At 44.8% G+C, this 16,515-nt stretch carries 15 protein-coding genes and 1 pseudogene; 5 read left to right on the top strand and 11 right to left on the bottom strand.

What is annotated here, in order from left to right; translation table 11 throughout:
* Positions 1 to 29: 29 nt before the first annotated feature.
* A complete protein-coding gene (ttcA, locus tag B2739_RS15545) occupies positions 30 to 935 on the bottom strand; it encodes a tRNA 2-thiocytidine(32) synthetase TtcA (RefSeq protein ID WP_331346765.1) in 906 nt (301 codons plus the stop codon).
* Positions 936 to 1,196: 261 nt separating this feature from the next.
* On the opposite strand from ttcA, the gene B2739_RS15540 reads away from it, so the two are divergent.
* The 4 genes and pseudogenes from B2739_RS15540 (at position 1,197) to bioA (ending at position 5,136) form a co-directional block, all read left to right on the top strand.
* Positions 1,197 to 1,982, top strand: coding sequence for a flagellar brake protein (locus B2739_RS15540; protein ID WP_331346764.1), 786 nt, complete (start codon positions 1,197 to 1,199; stop codon positions 1,980 to 1,982).
* Between the two features lie 160 nt (positions 1,983 to 2,142).
* A pseudogene (locus B2739_RS17900) lies at positions 2,143 to 2,472 on the top strand (PAS domain-containing protein); the annotation flags it as partial.
* A complete protein-coding gene (locus B2739_RS15535) occupies positions 2,449 to 3,714 on the top strand; it encodes a methyl-accepting chemotaxis protein (protein WP_414633238.1) in 1,266 nt (421 codons plus the stop codon). The pseudogene B2739_RS17900 and the gene B2739_RS15535, both read left to right, overlap by 24 nt.
* Before the next feature lie 117 nt (positions 3,715 to 3,831).
* Positions 3,832 to 5,136 carry an adenosylmethionine--8-amino-7-oxononanoate transaminase gene (bioA, locus tag B2739_RS15530; RefSeq protein ID WP_331346762.1) on the top strand — a complete coding sequence of 435 codons (1,305 nt, stop codon included), beginning with the start codon at positions 3,832 to 3,834 and terminating at the stop codon, positions 5,134 to 5,136.
* 71 nt (positions 5,137 to 5,207) lie between these two features.
* On the opposite strand, the gene B2739_RS15525 is transcribed toward bioA, so the two are convergent.
* From B2739_RS15525 to adk, 5 genes are all read right to left on the bottom strand, one after another.
* Entirely contained in the window at positions 5,208 to 6,218 is a 1,011-nt protein-coding gene (locus tag B2739_RS15525; protein WP_331346761.1) for a tryptophan--tRNA ligase, read from the bottom strand.
* A 104-nt stretch (positions 6,219 to 6,322) separates the two neighbouring features.
* Entirely contained in the window at positions 6,323 to 7,351 is a 1,029-nt protein-coding gene (locus B2739_RS15520; RefSeq protein ID WP_331346760.1) for a cyclic nucleotide-binding domain-containing protein, read from the bottom strand.
* Positions 7,352 to 7,561: 210 nt separating this feature from the next.
* Positions 7,562 to 8,902, bottom strand: coding sequence for a M18 family aminopeptidase (locus tag B2739_RS15515; RefSeq protein ID WP_331346759.1), 1,341 nt, complete (start codon positions 8,900 to 8,902; stop codon positions 7,562 to 7,564).
* A 14-nt stretch (positions 8,903 to 8,916) separates the two neighbouring features.
* Entirely contained in the window at positions 8,917 to 9,666 is a 750-nt protein-coding gene (gene tsaB, locus B2739_RS15510; protein ID WP_331346758.1) for a tRNA (adenosine(37)-N6)-threonylcarbamoyltransferase complex dimerization subunit type 1 TsaB, read from the bottom strand.
* A gap of 44 nt (positions 9,667 to 9,710) precedes the next feature.
* On the bottom strand, positions 9,711 to 10,364 hold the full coding sequence (gene adk / locus B2739_RS15505; RefSeq protein ID WP_331346757.1) for an adenylate kinase: 654 nt from the start codon (positions 10,362 to 10,364) through the stop codon (positions 9,711 to 9,713).
* A 286-nt stretch (positions 10,365 to 10,650) separates the two neighbouring features.
* Here adk and B2739_RS15500 point away from each other — a divergent pair, with 286 nt between their 5' ends.
* A complete protein-coding gene (locus tag B2739_RS15500) occupies positions 10,651 to 11,121 on the top strand; it encodes an Lrp/AsnC family transcriptional regulator (protein WP_331346756.1) in 471 nt (156 codons plus the stop codon).
* A gap of 239 nt (positions 11,122 to 11,360) precedes the next feature.
* Here the strand turns inward: B2739_RS15500 and B2739_RS15495 are convergent, their stop codons facing one another.
* The 5 genes from B2739_RS15495 to B2739_RS15475 form a co-directional block, all read right to left on the bottom strand.
* A complete protein-coding gene (locus B2739_RS15495; protein WP_331346755.1) occupies positions 11,361 to 11,609 on the bottom strand; it encodes a glutaredoxin family protein in 249 nt (82 codons plus the stop codon).
* Between the two features lie 86 nt (positions 11,610 to 11,695).
* Positions 11,696 to 13,039, bottom strand: a complete 1,344-nt coding sequence (locus B2739_RS15490; protein WP_331346754.1) for a DUF5610 domain-containing protein — start codon at positions 13,037 to 13,039, stop codon at positions 11,696 to 11,698.
* 74 nt (positions 13,040 to 13,113) lie between these two features.
* On the bottom strand, positions 13,114 to 13,989 hold the full coding sequence (locus tag B2739_RS15485) for an FHA domain-containing protein (RefSeq protein WP_331346753.1): 876 nt from the start codon (positions 13,987 to 13,989) through the stop codon (positions 13,114 to 13,116).
* A gap of 92 nt (positions 13,990 to 14,081) precedes the next feature.
* Positions 14,082 to 14,804 (bottom strand): HAMP domain-containing sensor histidine kinase, encoded by a 723-nt coding sequence (locus tag B2739_RS15480; RefSeq protein WP_331346752.1) that lies wholly within the window; start codon positions 14,802 to 14,804, stop codon positions 14,082 to 14,084.
* Between the two features lie 2 nt (positions 14,805 to 14,806).
* The gene (locus B2739_RS15475) at positions 14,807 to 16,453 is read right to left on the bottom strand and encodes a response regulator (protein WP_331346751.1); all 1,647 of its coding nucleotides are present in this window, start codon (positions 16,451 to 16,453) and stop codon (positions 14,807 to 14,809) included.
* Positions 16,454 to 16,515 lie beyond the last annotated feature (62 nt).

Here is a 16,515-nt window from a genome sequence, read left to right as displayed (position 1 = left end):
TTTTTGTTTTATGAGTCTATTTTTCTGAATCAATGCACATCCAAAACATCTACATATTGCACGCCCGAATCGGAAGGTTTTAGCTGCGGTGCGATACCACAGGAGTCATCGGCATCATCTTCTGATTGCGCATTTTTATTAATTTCAAGATCAGTAAAGTTGAATAAATTTAAATCTGCCAATTGTGATGGCTGCACATTACGAATAGCTGAAAAAATCGTTTCTGTGCGCCCTGGGAACTGCTTTTCCCATTGCTGCAGCATATCTTTTACTACTTGACGCTGTAGATTCTCCTGTGAGCCGCACAGGTTGCACGGAATAATAGGAAATCCTTTCATCTCTGCAAACTGTGCAATATCTTCTTCGGAGCAATAACTAAGCGGCCGAATAACAATATTGCGTTTGTCATCAGATAGCAGCTTAGGCGGCATTGCTTTTAGTTTTCCGCCAAAGAACATATTCAAAAAAAGAGTTTCAATAATATCGTCGCGATGGTGCCCCAGTGCGATTTTGGTCGCGCCAATTTCATCAGCAAAACCATACAAGGTTCCCCTGCGTAAACGCGAGCAAAGTCCACAAGTCGTCTTTCCTTCGGGGACGACCTCTTTGACGATACTGTAGGTATCACGCTCGATAATATGATACGGCACTCCTAACTGCTCAAGATATTGAGGCAACACATGCTCAGGAAATCCAGGTTGTTTTTGGTCCATATTAACCGCCACCAGCTCAAATGAAATAGGAGCAGTTTTTTGCAGGCTCATCAAAATATCCAACATGGTGTAAGAGTCTTTACCACCCGACAAGCACACCATCACCTTGTCGCCATCTTCAATCATGTTGTAATCAACAATTGCTGAACCCGTAAGGCGACGTAGACGCTTTTGCAGTTTGTTGAATTCGAGGCGGTCTTTGCGTTCGTGTAACTCTTTCATGGACTTAAAACTCATGGGAAAACTGGGATACCAACGGCATTGCCGGTGAGCGGCGCATTGTACGGATTTTGCGCGCAAGTTGAAATCAATCGCACCTGACGCGGCAATGCTTTGCCGGTCTATAATTCTGTAAATCGTAAAAGATCCCTTTGGCCCCCCAACCACTCTGATTCTTTAGTATCTGGCATAAGGCTTGCTCTTACCCTAATGAGGCCCCTTAGGAGTGAACCAAGGGAGAATTTTTGCCGTGTGGAGGTAGACATGTCACTGTTTGATAAGCTGTTTAGAAAAAACACCGCTAAAAATCTAGCTAAAAGTACAGGTGAGGAAAAAAACAGCGATACTGAAAGCACGCCTATTCCTCTTCAATATATTGCACTTGGCGAACTTCAAAAGCAGCGCCAACAGTTGGAAGTAAAAATTACCGGAGCCAGCCGCACTTACCAAAGTATGATTCTGGCCCTTGATATAGAGCGAGGCCTGCTCTGGCTGGATGATTTATTTCCACAGCAGCTTATTCTTGATGTGGGAGACGAAATTACAATTCGCCACCACCGTAATGGTGAGCAACTGGTTATTCAAGCCGCAATCGTTGCCTTAGGCTCTACTTATGGCGCATCCGGATTAGCAATTACATTACCTGAATCGGTTAACTACCAACCCAGACGCAGCTCTCCCCGCTTCACTATTGGCCACCAATCTCCTTTATCAGTCAAACTTCGCACCCTTGGCCAGGAACCTTGTTATGGGACGCTGCAAGACATTTCCAGTGGTGGTTTGCGCGTTATGGTGGCGGGCAACCTAATTCCCCATTTACGTCATGGAGCTCTTTTGCCACTGTGCGAAGTGAATATCAGCGATGAACTACAGATTCGGTGTCGTGCCAGAATTTGTGCTTTCCGCATAGGGCGAAGCCCTTATCGCCACACCCAAATCAGTATCAAATTTATCGACCTTGAGGAGGAAACACGCGATTCGCTCACCCGATTTCTGCAAGAGTCAGACCTCGGACAGGCAGGCCAGGCCTGGAATTCCTATGCAGCCTAAGCCTTAACGGCATAAGACAGCTAGAGATTCGCCAATTTTAGACTAGGCTTGATAGGCAATGAATGATTTACACTCCCACTTTGATTGCAGCCAATACATTGGCTGCTTATAGGTTGTTAAAGAGCTCAAAAAAGCTAGTCGATTTATCAGGATTTTTCCCATGCGTAACAATGGTCACACCACCGGTAAAGAAGTACACCTTTCGGCCCAGGATGAGATTGTTTCATCCTCTGATCTCCGTGGGGATATTGTATTTTGTAACGAAACCTTCTGCCGGATCTCAGGGTTCACACAGCAAGAGCTTATCAACCAACCGCACAACATCATCCGCCATCCCCATATGCCTCCTGCCGCCTTTGGTATGCTGTGGAATACATTAAAAGCGGGCAAACCCTGGATGGGTATTGTTAAAAATCGCTGCAAAAATGGTGACCATTATTGGGTTGATGCCTATATCACACCATTGATGCAAAACGGGCAGGTTTATGGTTATGAATCAGTCAGAACCAAAGCTGATCCTGATGTTATACGACGGGCAGAAAAGGTTTACGACCGATTGAATCAAGGTAAATCCCCCTACTCCACTGCAGACTATCTGTGGGGTAAGTTCGGGAGCAGTACACTTATCGGTCTAGCCAGCTGGGTACTAATGTTAATTACATTCTTTATCGCACAAGGCTTTTCGCTAACCAGTGCGCTTGTTTCCTTGATTGTTGCTGTTTTGATTTCCGGATGCGCACAACAAATACAGTTGAATCGACTTGCACAAGCATTGAATGAAGCAAGAGAGACAATTAATGATCCTTTTGCCGCCTACATTTACACAGGGCGTACTGACGCTACCGGTGAAATTGAGCTAGCGCAACACGCGATTAAATCTCGCTTGCGTACAGCATTGGGGCGCTTTAGAGAATCCGCGAAAGAATTACAAGGCAAAGCAGGTGCAGCACATCATCAGGCTCGCAAAACTTATGAAGGCATGAATGCGCAGCAACATGAAACAGCCGGTGTTGTGACAGCCATGCAACAAATGGCAATTGCTGTACAGGAAGTGGCCAGCGGAGCAAACCAGACATCAATGGCTACTGGAGCCGCAATAGATGAGGTTGATAAAGGTAATCAGGTAATCGAAGGCGCACGCCTGGCGATTGATGATTTATCTCGCACCGTCGGAGCATTGGGCAATGTACTCAACAAGCTCAGCGAAGACAGCAGTAAAATAGCCAATGTTGTCGATGTCATCCGCGGCATTGCAGAGCAAACCAATTTGTTGGCATTAAACGCTGCAATTGAAGCAGCGCGTGCAGGTGAACAAGGGAGAGGGTTTGCAGTAGTGGCTGATGAGGTTCGCTCCTTAGCTCAGCGAACACAGGAATCCACCGGTGATATACAACAGATTATTGGCAATCTCGGTAAGGCAACCGATGATGCTAGCCTCAATATGAAAAACTGTCTGGATCTTGCTGAGCGCAGTGTAAGCGAAATGGGCAATGTACGGGCTGCCCTGGATGCGATCTCCCATTCTGTGAATGCCATTGATCAAATGTCACACCAGATCGCTGCAGCAGCTGAAGAACAATCGTCTATGGCATTGGAAATCGAACGAAATACCCAATCTATCGCACACATCGCCGATAGAGCGCAACAAGAAGTCAGCATTGCGGATGAACTCAACGGTGAGATGGATAACCTGTCACAGAAGCAATTAGATTTGATCGTCAGGTTTAAATAGACATCAATTTAAAGAAACATCGAATTAATGCGTGAAATTGATTCTGATTTTTGTAAAAAATTTCGTTAAGCTGAATAAGGTAATTACATTTTGCTGTACGAATGATGTGGATTAAACATGATATACAACCAAGAAATCGCCAATCATGATTTGTTACGTTTGGATCGTGCTCATGTTTGGCATCCTTACACATCTTTTAGTAATCCAGGTTTGGTGACACCTGTAAGTCACGCTAAAGGCGTTGAGTTGTATCTTACCGATGGACGTATACTCATTGATGGTATGTCGTCCTGGTGGAGCACATTGCATGGCTATAATCACCCGGTATTAAATCAAGCCATTACCGAACAATTGGGAAAGATGGCACACGTAATGTTTGCAGGTATTACTCATGAACCCGCAGTAAAGCTGGCCAGTACACTCGCAAAGATTACGCCGCATGGCCTTAATAAAGTTTTTTTCTCTGACTCGGGATCTGTCGCGGTTGAAGTTGCTATGAAAATGGCAATTCAGTATTGGCACGCTCAAGGACAAGCCCAGCGCACCATGTTCCTCTCACTCAAAAATGGATACCACGGCGATACTTTTGGTGCTATGTCGGTTTGTGATCCTCACTCGGGTATGCACAACTTATTTCATCATTCATTACCACATCATTTATTTGCCGAAGCTCCACCTTGTGGTTTTGATATTCCATTTCAGGAATCCCACATCGCGAAATTTGCACAACACATTCAACAACATCGCCAAAAAATTGCAGCGGTTATTGTTGAACCTATAGTGCAAGGTGCAGGCGGAATGCGTTTTTATTCACCAGAATATTTACGTCGCGTACGCGAGCTGTGCGATAAGAATGAAATACTGCTGATCGTAGATGAAGTGGCCACAGGCTTTGGTCGGACCGGAAAATTATTCGCTTGTGAATACGCCGATATTAGCCCCGATATTATGTGCATAGGCAAAGCATTATCTGCCGGCTACATCACCCTTGCAGCAACATTGTGTAACGATAAAGTGAGCAATGGTATTTGTGGTACCAATAACGGAATTTTTATGCATGGCCCGACCTATATGGCCAACCCCCTCGCCTGTGCAGTTGCCAACGCCAGTATCGACTTGTTGCTCAACTCAAATTGGCAAGAGACTGTTGCAAACATAAGCCAACAAATGAAAGAAGAGTTGGCCCCTTGCAAAGATTTCTCGTATGTTGCCGATGTAAGAGTGCTTGGTGCAATAGGCGTTGTTGAGTTAATAGATACTATCGACACCAGTAAACTGATGGCTTTGTTTATTGAACATGGTGTATGGATCAGACCATTTGGACGAATTATTTATTTAATGCCTTCGTTTATTATCGATAAAGAAAGCCTAAGCAAATTAACATCCGCCATATTGAAAGTTGTTTCCACTTTGGCCAAATAGCCGCCGGGTAAAAATATAATCTGTATACAAAAATCCCCGCTAATGCGGGGATTTTTGTATGCGCAACAACACTATTTTATTTTACGAATACCTACTGCATCACGCACTTTTTCTAATAAAGGCCGACTGTATGCGCGAGCTTTTTCTGCGCCCTTTTGTAGCACATCTTCAATGTGTGCGGGATTAGCCAACAAAGATTCGTATTTATCCCGAGCTTCAGCTAACTGACTATTGATCAGTTCGAATAGTTGGCGTTTTGCTTCACCCCATGCAATCCCTTCTGCGAACTGCTGGCGCATGTAGGTATTTTGTTCAGGTGTTGCAAAGGCCTGCCAAATTTGAAAAACAGGTGACGTATCAGGGTCTTTGGGCTCGCCAGGTTCAAGCAAATTAGTCAGAATTTTATTTATTGATTTTTTCAGTTGTTTTTCGGGTAAAAATAGTGGAATGGTGTTGCCATAACTTTTACTCATCTTACGTCCATCCAAGCCTTGCAACACTGCGCTAACATTGTCGTCCACTTGAGCTTCAGGCAATACGAAATGTTCACCATAGTGATGGTTGAAGCGCGCAGCAATATCGCGAGCCATTTCTATATGCTGAACCTGATCGCGTCCTACAGGCACCTTGTTGGCATTGAACATTAAAATGTCAGCAGCCATCAAAATGGGATAAGAATACAGTCCCATGGTAATACCAAAATCGGTGTCTTCGCCTGCCGCAAGATTACTATCAACAGATGCTTTATATGCATGTGCACGATTCATCAATCCCTTTGCCGCCATGCAAGTCAATACCCAGCATAATTCAGGAATTTCAGGCACATCAGATTGACGATAAAAAATAGCGTTGTCGGTATCCAAGCCTAAAGCCAGCCAGGTTGCAGCAATTTCACGGGTAGATTGATGAACCAAATCGGGATCCTGACATTTGATCAGGGCATGGAAATCAGCCAAAAAATAAAACGATTGCACATTGGCACTTTGACTTGCTTGAATTGCCGGACGTATCGCGCCGACATAGTTTCCAAGGTGAGGAGTGCCAGTAGTGGTAATACCAGTTAAAACACGTTGTTTATTCATAGTGCCCTATCTATCTCTGTTCTTGGCAGTTGCTTGATGTCATTAAAATTCGGTGAAGAAGATCTGGCCGACATGATACAGGCAAGCAAACCGATTTGGCAGCATTAGAGCCCAGCGTAATGCGCTGCTGAATCTTTTAGGATACAACTATTAAAACCAGCTTGGGCAAGTAGATGGGCTGCAACATCACAGCGTCGCCCAGAATCATCGGTTACGACATAGGTAATTGTCTCATCGAGATTCTTGAGATGGTTGCGTAATTGATTGAGGGGAATATTCCGGCTTTCCGGGACTGACTCTCCCCTTCGCTCAACCGGTAATCGAACATCAATGATCTGGTAGGCTGGCATATCATCTGAACGTGCCTTCAGCTCATCTGCGGTAACATACTTTAAAACCGGCTCTTGCAATAACTCACGAAAATCTTCTTTGTCGAGCTTCATCACTTTACCGGGGGTGATCATTTTAATAGTGGCATTGCGTGTGGTATCCCCCACCAATGCTTCCTCACCAAAATATTGTCCTGGGCGCAATGCCGCCAATATCTTATCGCTTGTATCCATTACGATGGCACTACCCGACTCCAGCACATAAAAAAAGTCACCGCGCTCGCCCTGACGAATAACAATTTCATCAGCTTGCACTTTTTGTGCTTTGAATCGTATGAATAGCTGACGGATATTAGCTGGAGGTAAACGACTAAATAGAGGCGACTGCAACAGTGAAGACATCCAATCACTGTCGTCATGCAGGCTCACACCAGATGTTTCTGCCTCCTCATCATTGGACTCGCTCCAAGCAAGTACCAAATCAAGAAAATCACTATCGACAGACAAAAGCGTAACGTCCGACTTGGCAACAGCAGATACTTGCGTTGGCTGGGTGATATTTAGAGGAGAACGGCGCGATTCACTAGCGGGATTAATAGTATTGATTTGGAAGCCTGAATCAATCAAATCAACAGTACCACTGACCAAATATACTTTTTCAGGAAATGGTCTGCCGCGTTTGAAGATAATAGTGCCTTTAGTCACTTCACGCAGGTTGGCTTTTTCCGCTACTTGAATAATATATTCATGATTCAGGGTGTTAAACGGCGCAAAAGACGCTAAGACATCAAGGCTAATCGCCATTTCTCACTCCACAACTACAGGGCATCATTCATAAGGACAAGTAAGACTCTTAGAGATGAATTATAAACAGGCGATAAACTCACATGGCGCTTCAGTACCCAGTCTTAGCACTGGATCACAACAGTTATGCGAGTGACTGCGCTTTCATCTACATTATATACGGCAGATTAAAGTTGTCTTACTGAAAATGCTTTTAATACTCAGGCGTTTTTATGTGGTGGCAATTCTTGCCAATGGCACGTTCGGATAAGTGAAAAAAGCGCTAGCAACCAGATAGAGATACCAACTATCTAAAGCACCCGCCAATTCCCGAATTGAATGCATTGCAAAAGTCGGCACACCTACATCAATTGTTTTTACGCCAACTTCGGATGCGACTATTGGTCCAATAGTGCTTCCGCATCCCATATCTGTGCGCGCCACAAAAGATTGCACAGGAACCTTCACCTGTTCACACAGAAGTCGGAAAAAAGCACTGGTTTCACTGGTAGTCGCATATCGCTGATTGGCGTTAATTTTAATCACGGGGCCCCGGTTCAATAATGGCCCATGATTTTCGTCATGCTTATCCATAAAGTTGGGATGTATTCCGTGTGCATTGTCAGCAGAGATCATCATTGAACGCTCAATCGTTCTAACACGGGTTTCAGCATCTGGCAGCAATCGCTCAAGAAAATGTTGCAGCATAGGCCCTTTGGCACCGCAACAAGAAGCGCTACCAATCTCCTCATGATCTGTACAAATGAGCAAGCTTGACACTTTATTATCTGCATTAAGTAATGATCGCAACCCTATGAAGCAACTTAATAAATTATCCAGTCTTGCGCTTGCAATAAAATCGTTCTCCAACCCTACTAAAGCGGGAGGCTGGGTATCATAAAGACTGATTTCATAATCAAGAACCTGTTTGATTGCCAAGCTTGGGTTATTACGTTGAAGCTCGGCCTGCAATAACTCCCGAAACCTGGGAGCCGGTGAGTCATCTGCAGGCAACTGCAATACCAATGGCACTATATCTTTTTGCGAATTGATTGAGCGGGCATTATTCGCCTCCCGATCAAGATGAATTGCCAAACTAGGGATGATGGCAACTGGCCTACCAAAATCTATTAATTCGCTTGCGATACTGCCGTGCTCATCGCAGTAGGTAACACGTCCCGCCATTGATAAATCGCGATCATACCAAGGGGCCAATAAGGCTCCACCATATACCTCGACTCCTAATTGAAAGTAACCACGGCGATTCAGCTCTGCGCGAGGCTTCACTTTAAGGCAAGGACTATCGGTATGCGCACCAAGCATGCGTATACCTGATTCAGCTAACGGGGAGTGACCATAAATAAATGCAAGAATTGAAGAGTCATTGCGCGTTAACCAATAACGGCCGCCGGGCTCCAAGTTCCAGGCATCGCCCTCATGCAGCCGGGTAAAACCAGCCTCAGACAATTGATCAGCAAGATTTTTTGCAGCATGAAAAGGTGTGGGAGATGCTTGCAAAAAACGAAGTAGATTTTCATTGAAATCTATTTGTGTGTGCGGGGATTGCATCATAAAACTTACCCAATCTAATCTGAATGACGGATGCGCTGACGCTTTTGCCAGGAAACACTATCGCGCAAGTAAACAGGTTGGGCATCAAGCACATTGACAGCCCGCCCCTGTGTCCAGTGCTCCGCAGCGATGAGCGCAATATCGCTTGCATGAGGATAAGTGTCCATAACTATAGCCTTGGCACCTGATACTTGCATATCTGGATAATGCCACCCCGAACCTATAGCCACAAAATGGCCATCTAATGATTGGACGCGGGGATCGTTAACCAACGCCTCAGGAGACATCACCTGTTCATTACCTACTGCTTGAACACTATTCCGGTGTGGTTGGAACATCCCCCAATAAACCTCATTCATGCGCGCATCCAACGCAGCGATTATTGGATATTGGTTATCAGGATTTGCACGCGTATATGCCAAGGCTTGAGCTTCAAGCGTGGATACAGGAATAACAGGTAGTTGGGTGCCAAACGCCAGGCCTTGGACTATGCCGGCACAAATCCTTAAACCTGTAAATGAGCCTGGCCCACGACCAAACGCAATCGCATCAAGCTCCTTCAGGGAGATTCCGGATTGTTTGAGCAACTCATCAACCATCGGCAACAGTCTTTGAGTATGGCTCTTCGCAGCCAATTCAAACACACTGTTCAACTCCCCCTCTTGATAAAGGGCAACAGAACAAGCGTCCGTAGAAGAATCCAAGGCAAGAATCAGGCTCATAATGTAAGAAAATTTAATAAAGGCTGTAAAAATCGAAGACAAAAAAATAGGCTCCGCAGAGCCTGTTTTTACTGTAGGTCGGTCAATTATCCCAATACAGTCAACAGCTGTTGGCGAATCCCATCTACACTCCCGATACCGCTTATACGTGTATATTTGGGTACTCGGGATTTACCGGATGCTGCCAAATTTTGATAAAAACCAACCAGAGGCTCTGTCTGATCGTGATAAACGCCCAAACGCTTGCGCACAGTTTCTTCTGTATCATCTAGACGTTGGATTAGTGGTTCACCAGTGATGTCATCATGCCCTTCCACTTTGGGAGCATTATGAATAACGTGATACACACGGCCAGATGCCTCATGAACACGACGACCACTTAAGCGGGCAACGATTTCTTCATCGGGTACATGTATCTCAATAACATGATCAATATCAACACCCGCATCCAACATTGCTTGTGCTTGTGGGATGGTGCGAGGAAAGCCATCAAACAAAAAGCCGTTAGAGCAATCACTGGAAGCAATGCGTTCTTTCACCAAAGAAATAATCAGGTCATCAGGCACCAAGCCTCCAGCCGCCATTATATCCTTAGCTTGTAAGCCCAGCGCAGTACCAGCCTTCACGGCTGCACGTAACATATCACCAGTAGAAATTTGGGGAATTCCAAACTTTTCCATGATTAGTTGCGCCTGGGTACCCTTGCCTGCACCAGGTGCGCCCAACAATATCACTCTCATCTCGGATTGCTCCTCAGCATTATTTTTATCGGGTCACGGCAACTGCTCTAAAACCCCGAAAATTGGCAACAAGATGCCTAACAAAAGAGGCGTTACGATACACGCCCATGACATCAATCACAATATGCAGGCTGATTTGCTTCCTAGTAAATGCCCTAAAGTAGGTAAATTTTTATGAAAAGCCGAGCTGAATTCGACAACACGATTAAACTTATCCTCAATTTATTGCAATATCAATAATCTCATCCTAGAATACCTCTTTTATGTTACACCTCAGGAATCACTTATGGGCAAGTCTGTTGAGCTCGATGAATACGACCGCAAAATTCTGCGCGCACTCCAGGAAAACGCCGATTATTCAATGGCAGATTTAGGCAATATGATCGGCCTTTCCCACACCCCCTGCTGGCGCCGACTAAAGCGATTGGAGGTTGAGGGAGTAATTCGAGGCAAGGTTACATTACTTGATCCAAAGCTACTCAATCTCGGCGTGACCGTTCATGCCTATATCACTATCAAGAACCACGACGCCCCTTCTCTTGAGGCATTTGAGGAAACGGTGCAGGCCATACCAGAAGTCGTTGAGTGCTATTCGACAAGTGGCGAAAAAGATTATGTATTACGTGTGGTTGTAGAGAGCGTTGAACATTATGAGCGCTTGATGAAGCAAACCCTTATTCACCTACCAAATATAGGCTCAATTAATTCAGCATTTGCATTGAAGCAAGTAAAATTCACGACACAATTACCCATTTAATAATGCACTGGCGTATTACCAAAATATAAAAACCCAGTGAGTCTGGTTGCCACCCTTGATTGATCTTCATAAAGCGGACTTTATCTGAAGTCCGTTTTTTATATAGTCGGGAGAATCAGAAGTCATTAGCTAACGGAATGTTACTGGAGGAAGCCCTGCCAACATGAGGAACTCTGTGAGATATCTGTTCAGTGCTTGAAATCCAAATAGCGTTGGACCGGCAAAAAATACCTAATACTTCAAGTTGTTATTCTGTCTAAAAAAGCTTTTGCCTGGCTCGTATCAAATGGCCAGCCCAACTCATCTAAATGATGTGGCGATTTCAATACTGGAATTCGCACACCATAACGCTCAACCAATTCATCTGATTCAGCGATTTCGATTTCTTCCAGATAGAGGGAATAATAGTTTAACAAAGGGGACACAATCTCCTTGGCCATCTCACATAGATGACAGCCAAGGGTTGAATAGAGATACACGGGTTTCATAACAAAATCTTCATAAGTATGGCGGAGCAACAATTATTGCTGCCGACTCATAAAACATCAAATTAATAAAACCCTATTATTAACGACTAACGCAATTCCAAAGCAAACATTTCCTCGATGAAGTCGCGGAATCGTTTGCCTTGTAATTGATCCATTTCACCTTCGCCAGTAATTTTCTCTGCCATACCAGACAACAGCGACTTAGGCTCATCAAAAATAGAAGCGCGATCCAAGCTATCTAACAAATTTTTAATAAAATTTCCTAATGGCAACAATTGGTCAGTTAGCAATGCAGGCTTATCGATACCTCCAGCATTATTACCTGGCTCAAACGTTTGATAAGCTTGGGTGACCTGCTGTATTTCTGCCTGAGCCAGATTGAGTGAGAAACTGCCGATCTGTTCAGCGTCGTATCCCAGATTCATTGCTTGCTCAAATGCAGAATCTAAATTGCCTTCAAAAAATTGTCCGGCAAGATCATTTACTCGCCCCAGCAAATCATTAATTGCAGCCAACTCATCTTCGTTCAATTCACCCTCGATTGAGAACGAAAAGGATTCGCTGGAGCTATAACTCGCATTCATGGCGCTTACAGATTGATTACCCCGGGAAGCGCGACCAGCCTCGACAGCAAAACCTTCACTGGAGCTTGCCTTGATCGTCACTATGTCGCCTTCTTTTGTTCTCAGCTCAAAGCTGAATTCACGAGCGCGACCATACTCATAATTGCCATATCCCATGTAGCTATTGGCGGCAGGGACAGCGCCAGCAGCAGGAAGAAAATCCGGTACATCAAGCTTTGCAGGCGAAGAGGCTTTAGGTGCTGCTGTTTTCACAATTTCAGATTCAGTTTTCGATGGGCTTGCAGGAATCTGTTCAGTGGTAGATTGGATGAATTTAGCACGCAACTCATCCACACCTTCAAGCACCAAATCATAGGTTTTCCCGATATCAGCCTTAATTTCCGGAGACAACAGACTCAATGCCTCCAGCTTCTCACTCGCTTCCGCAAAGCCTTTTTTAAAGCCCGCCAAGCCTGCTTCTAATCGTGCTTGCAGCTCCTCTTGGGATGCACCGTCAGCAACGTCCATTTGCAGTCTACGCTCGATGAAGCCAAGAATATTAGAGGCAACTTTCTCAGCGGTGAGTGGTTCAAAGGTTTCGTATTCCGCACTGGCTGCCTGCCCTCGCGAGCTGATTTTTTCATAGGCCTGAGCGAGGGTACGGTTAACTATTTGCAGGGCAGTTTGACGCTTATCCTCAAAACTGACGGATAGAATTGTACTTGCCGTAACGACACTGTTTTTTCCACCTGGGGTGAAATCCCCGGTTTTGGACGCTAATTTATCGGCATCTGTGGGTGTACCGGCTGTTTTATTACCCGGTACGTTCGTTGAAACGGAAGGGTTATTTAAGGAAGAAATGTTCATAAGATCACCTGAGTGCGGCAGTATCTGTCTGTGGCATCACAGGGTTTCGGCCATTTTCTGCAAAGCTTCAATAATTATTTTCTCGTTAAGATCAGGGTTGTTATAACTATAACAGCCAATACCCCCAAGAAAATTAATCCGAATCTACCTTTGACGTTATCAGACGCGGGCTGTGGCTGCATAGCAGCAGCGGAGCGATTAGGTGATGAAGCACGAGTCGGTGTAGATGCTTTTTCACGCGCAGGCCTGGGTTTTATTTCAGGCACATCAGGTTTTACAGGAGCTTTGCGCACCGTCGTTTTGGCCATATCATCAGTCGGCCCCATGACACCGAATGTCAGAGCATCGAATCGCAATTCATCACCACGTCTTACCCTGGCCTCCGCAACACGTTTACCATTCAGGAAAGTGCCATTGGCTGAATCCAAATCTTTGACAAACAACATACCGTCAATTATTTGCAGTTGGGCATGACGGCGGGATAAATGTGCAGCAGCCAAACTGATGTCACAATCATTAGAACGACCAATAACATTGGTCTCTTTTAACGGGTATATTCTGTTGGCCAGCGCAGTATGGTGAGCCTTGAGGGACCACCCCGTCACTTGCGGAGTGCGCAGTTGCGTCACGTTGGCAGATTCTTCTGCAACAATTTTGGCTTCGCGTTTGGGATCGATCACGACAAGCTCAACACGACCCAAACTAATTTGATCATCCGGTTTAAGCTCACAAGCACCCGTCACTGCCTGTCCATTGACGATTACCGGCTGCGTAGGTATCAAATTACGCAGTGTGAGATGCTCATTATCAACCAACACCTCCATATGGACATCACTGGCTAAAGGATCATCAATGACTAATGCATTTGTTGCCGAACGACCTATAGTGATTTTCGGCTCAACCAGCCATACCGCATTGTATTTATTATCTTTAAAGCGGATTTTAAGCATAGGATCAAACCTGAAAATAGAAAAAATTGGACTTAGATGATGCAATAGCAGTCAGGTGATTTCAACACCCAATCTGGATGTATCCGGCATCATCAAGGTAAATACAATTTCAGCACGCCGCCCCCCAAAGGTCCATTGTTGGCAATCGTCATGTACCCTTGCCCTTTTTTGGTTTTGTGCAATTCAAGCACCTTGCGCGCGAATAGCAAACCCAGCTTGGTATTACCGGAATTAAAAGATACTGCTGCTTGTGGCAATGGCCCCAATAGCATGCTATCGGGATAACCTTGACCATCATCAGCCACTGCAATACATAAAAAACCATTTTCTTCTGTTGCACTCACCAACAGCTGCTTTTTGCAGTAACGCGCACAATTTACAATCAAATTATTTAATACGCCCCCCACCAATTCATTATCAAAATACCAAACCAAATCAGGATCACAATCGATTTGTATATCAATATTGCGTGATTTTAATAAGGTATCATTCCGGGCAATTTGCTCTTCAATAATATCGATAGCATGATGCTCATCTATCAATATCGCCAAGGTTTTCTCATCCATCTTGTAGAGTGATAGCAGCTGAACCAGCTCGCCATTGATGCGCGCAGCCTCATACTCCAATGTCGAAAAAAAGCGTGCTTGCTCGGCATCTTTTGGTGGGGAGCTCTCCATCATTTCTGCAAGCGTGTGCAACAACATCCCCAATGAGTTTTTCATATCGTGCACACTCGAAGCCAGCACGAATGCAAAATCAATAGGAACCTGTGCGGAGTTATGACTATCAGAATGATGATCAGATATAGAATTCACAATTAACCTCGACTATTTTTTTCATACGCTTTTACCAAATTGGTATAGACCTCACTCAACTGGCGATAACGTTGATATTGGGGATGCTGCGAGGAAATGATTGCACTCGCTTTGGTAAAGGCCTGCTGTATTTTTTCGCTGGTAGCCTGTTCAAAATTACTTTTCAATTTGTCGATCATAGCCTGCACATAGTTCAACCGAAGACCAACATGGTTAGGTAGCTTTTGCAATGCAATTTTGAATGAATCTGCGGCTGTGGAAAAATCTTTGGCGTTATAGGCAGCAATACCTTTTTTATTAATCTCCGCCACCATCAGCTTGTTTTTTTCACTGCGCGGTTCGTCCAACAACACATCCAACTTCTGCAATTGATCCTCATTACTTGCATAATGCTGTAACAGATCCGCCAAGCGTCTTTGTGCCTCATCTGTTTTACCAAGAACGCGTAAGGCACGAACCATTTCAATTTGTACAGGAAGCGCATCGGCATCCTTGGTGTTACCTAAAACAGTTTGCGCACTACTCAATGCTTCTTGTGCACGACGCTGATCGCCAGCACATACCTGCAATTGACTTTCAAGGAGTAATGATTCGGCTTTTTTGAGCTGGGTTTTACCGAAGTTATCCTCATAATTCACTATGCAATTAATTGCATCACGAACCAAAGGCTTGGCTAACTCTTTATCGATTGAATGCAAATCAATTGTTGTTTGGGCAAATAATGAATGCACCTCTGCTTTATCAAAACAGGAGTGCTCGCCAAGTTTAACTGCACGCCTTAGTGCGTTTGCAGCCGTAACCAAATCATTATTTTGTTGCGCAACATCGCCTAACGCTTGCTGCCTAAGAATAGAAAGAGGTGAAATATCAGTGGCTTTCTGCAAAATATTTTGCAAGCCTTCCGTATCATTTTGCAATTTGAAAAGCTCTGCCTGCAAATCATACGCTTTCATGCAAAGGGGATTTCCCTGCAGAATATTTTCCAACCACTGTTGTGCGCCCAGATAATCATGCTGCGCCAATTTTGTTCGCACCATTCCCAACTGAGCCCATTCCAATTCACGATTATCCAACACTGTGCGATACAGCTCTTCTGCAGCAGCCACATCATTGTTGGTTAAATAAAGTTGGCCCAATAATTTTTGGCAACTATTGGTGTGGCGGCTTCCATTGGCGATAAGCTCTTTACAGAGTTTGATTGCCTGTTGGTTATCCCCCGCTTTTTGGGCTACCTGAATTGCTTTTAACTCAGCGCGTTGTTCAATTAAACGACTCAGACGCTGGTCAAGCGCTTTCGGTGTAATTGGCTTGGCAAGATAGGCATCGGGCTCATAGTCATAGGCAGCCATAATGATGCTTTTACTGGATTCTGCCGAAACCAGTATAAACAGACTGTCAGCACAGGGGTTGTCGGTCGAGCGAAGCTCTTCCAGCACCTGCTGACCACTTTTGCCTTTGCCAAGGTTGTTGTCGCAGAGAATCAGGTCGTAGGTGCGTGCCCTGCAAAAACGCAGTGCCTCTTCGCCGCTTGCTGCTGTATCAACATTCCCTATCCCCAGATCCATCAACATCTTATAAAGTGTGCCACGGAAATTTTCGAAATCATCAATAATCAGCGCGTGCATCTTGTAATAGCCAAGATCAGCCATGCCTTTACCTCCAGAAAGAAATCACAGTAAGGATAGCTCAGGATTACCCGAGTGCTAGGCTT

This window comes from Cellvibrio sp. UBA7661 (genome assembly GCA_002483365.1).
Lineage (GTDB): Bacteria > Pseudomonadota > Gammaproteobacteria > Pseudomonadales > Cellvibrionaceae > Cellvibrio.
This window is presented reverse-complemented; position numbering and strand designations above follow the sequence as displayed.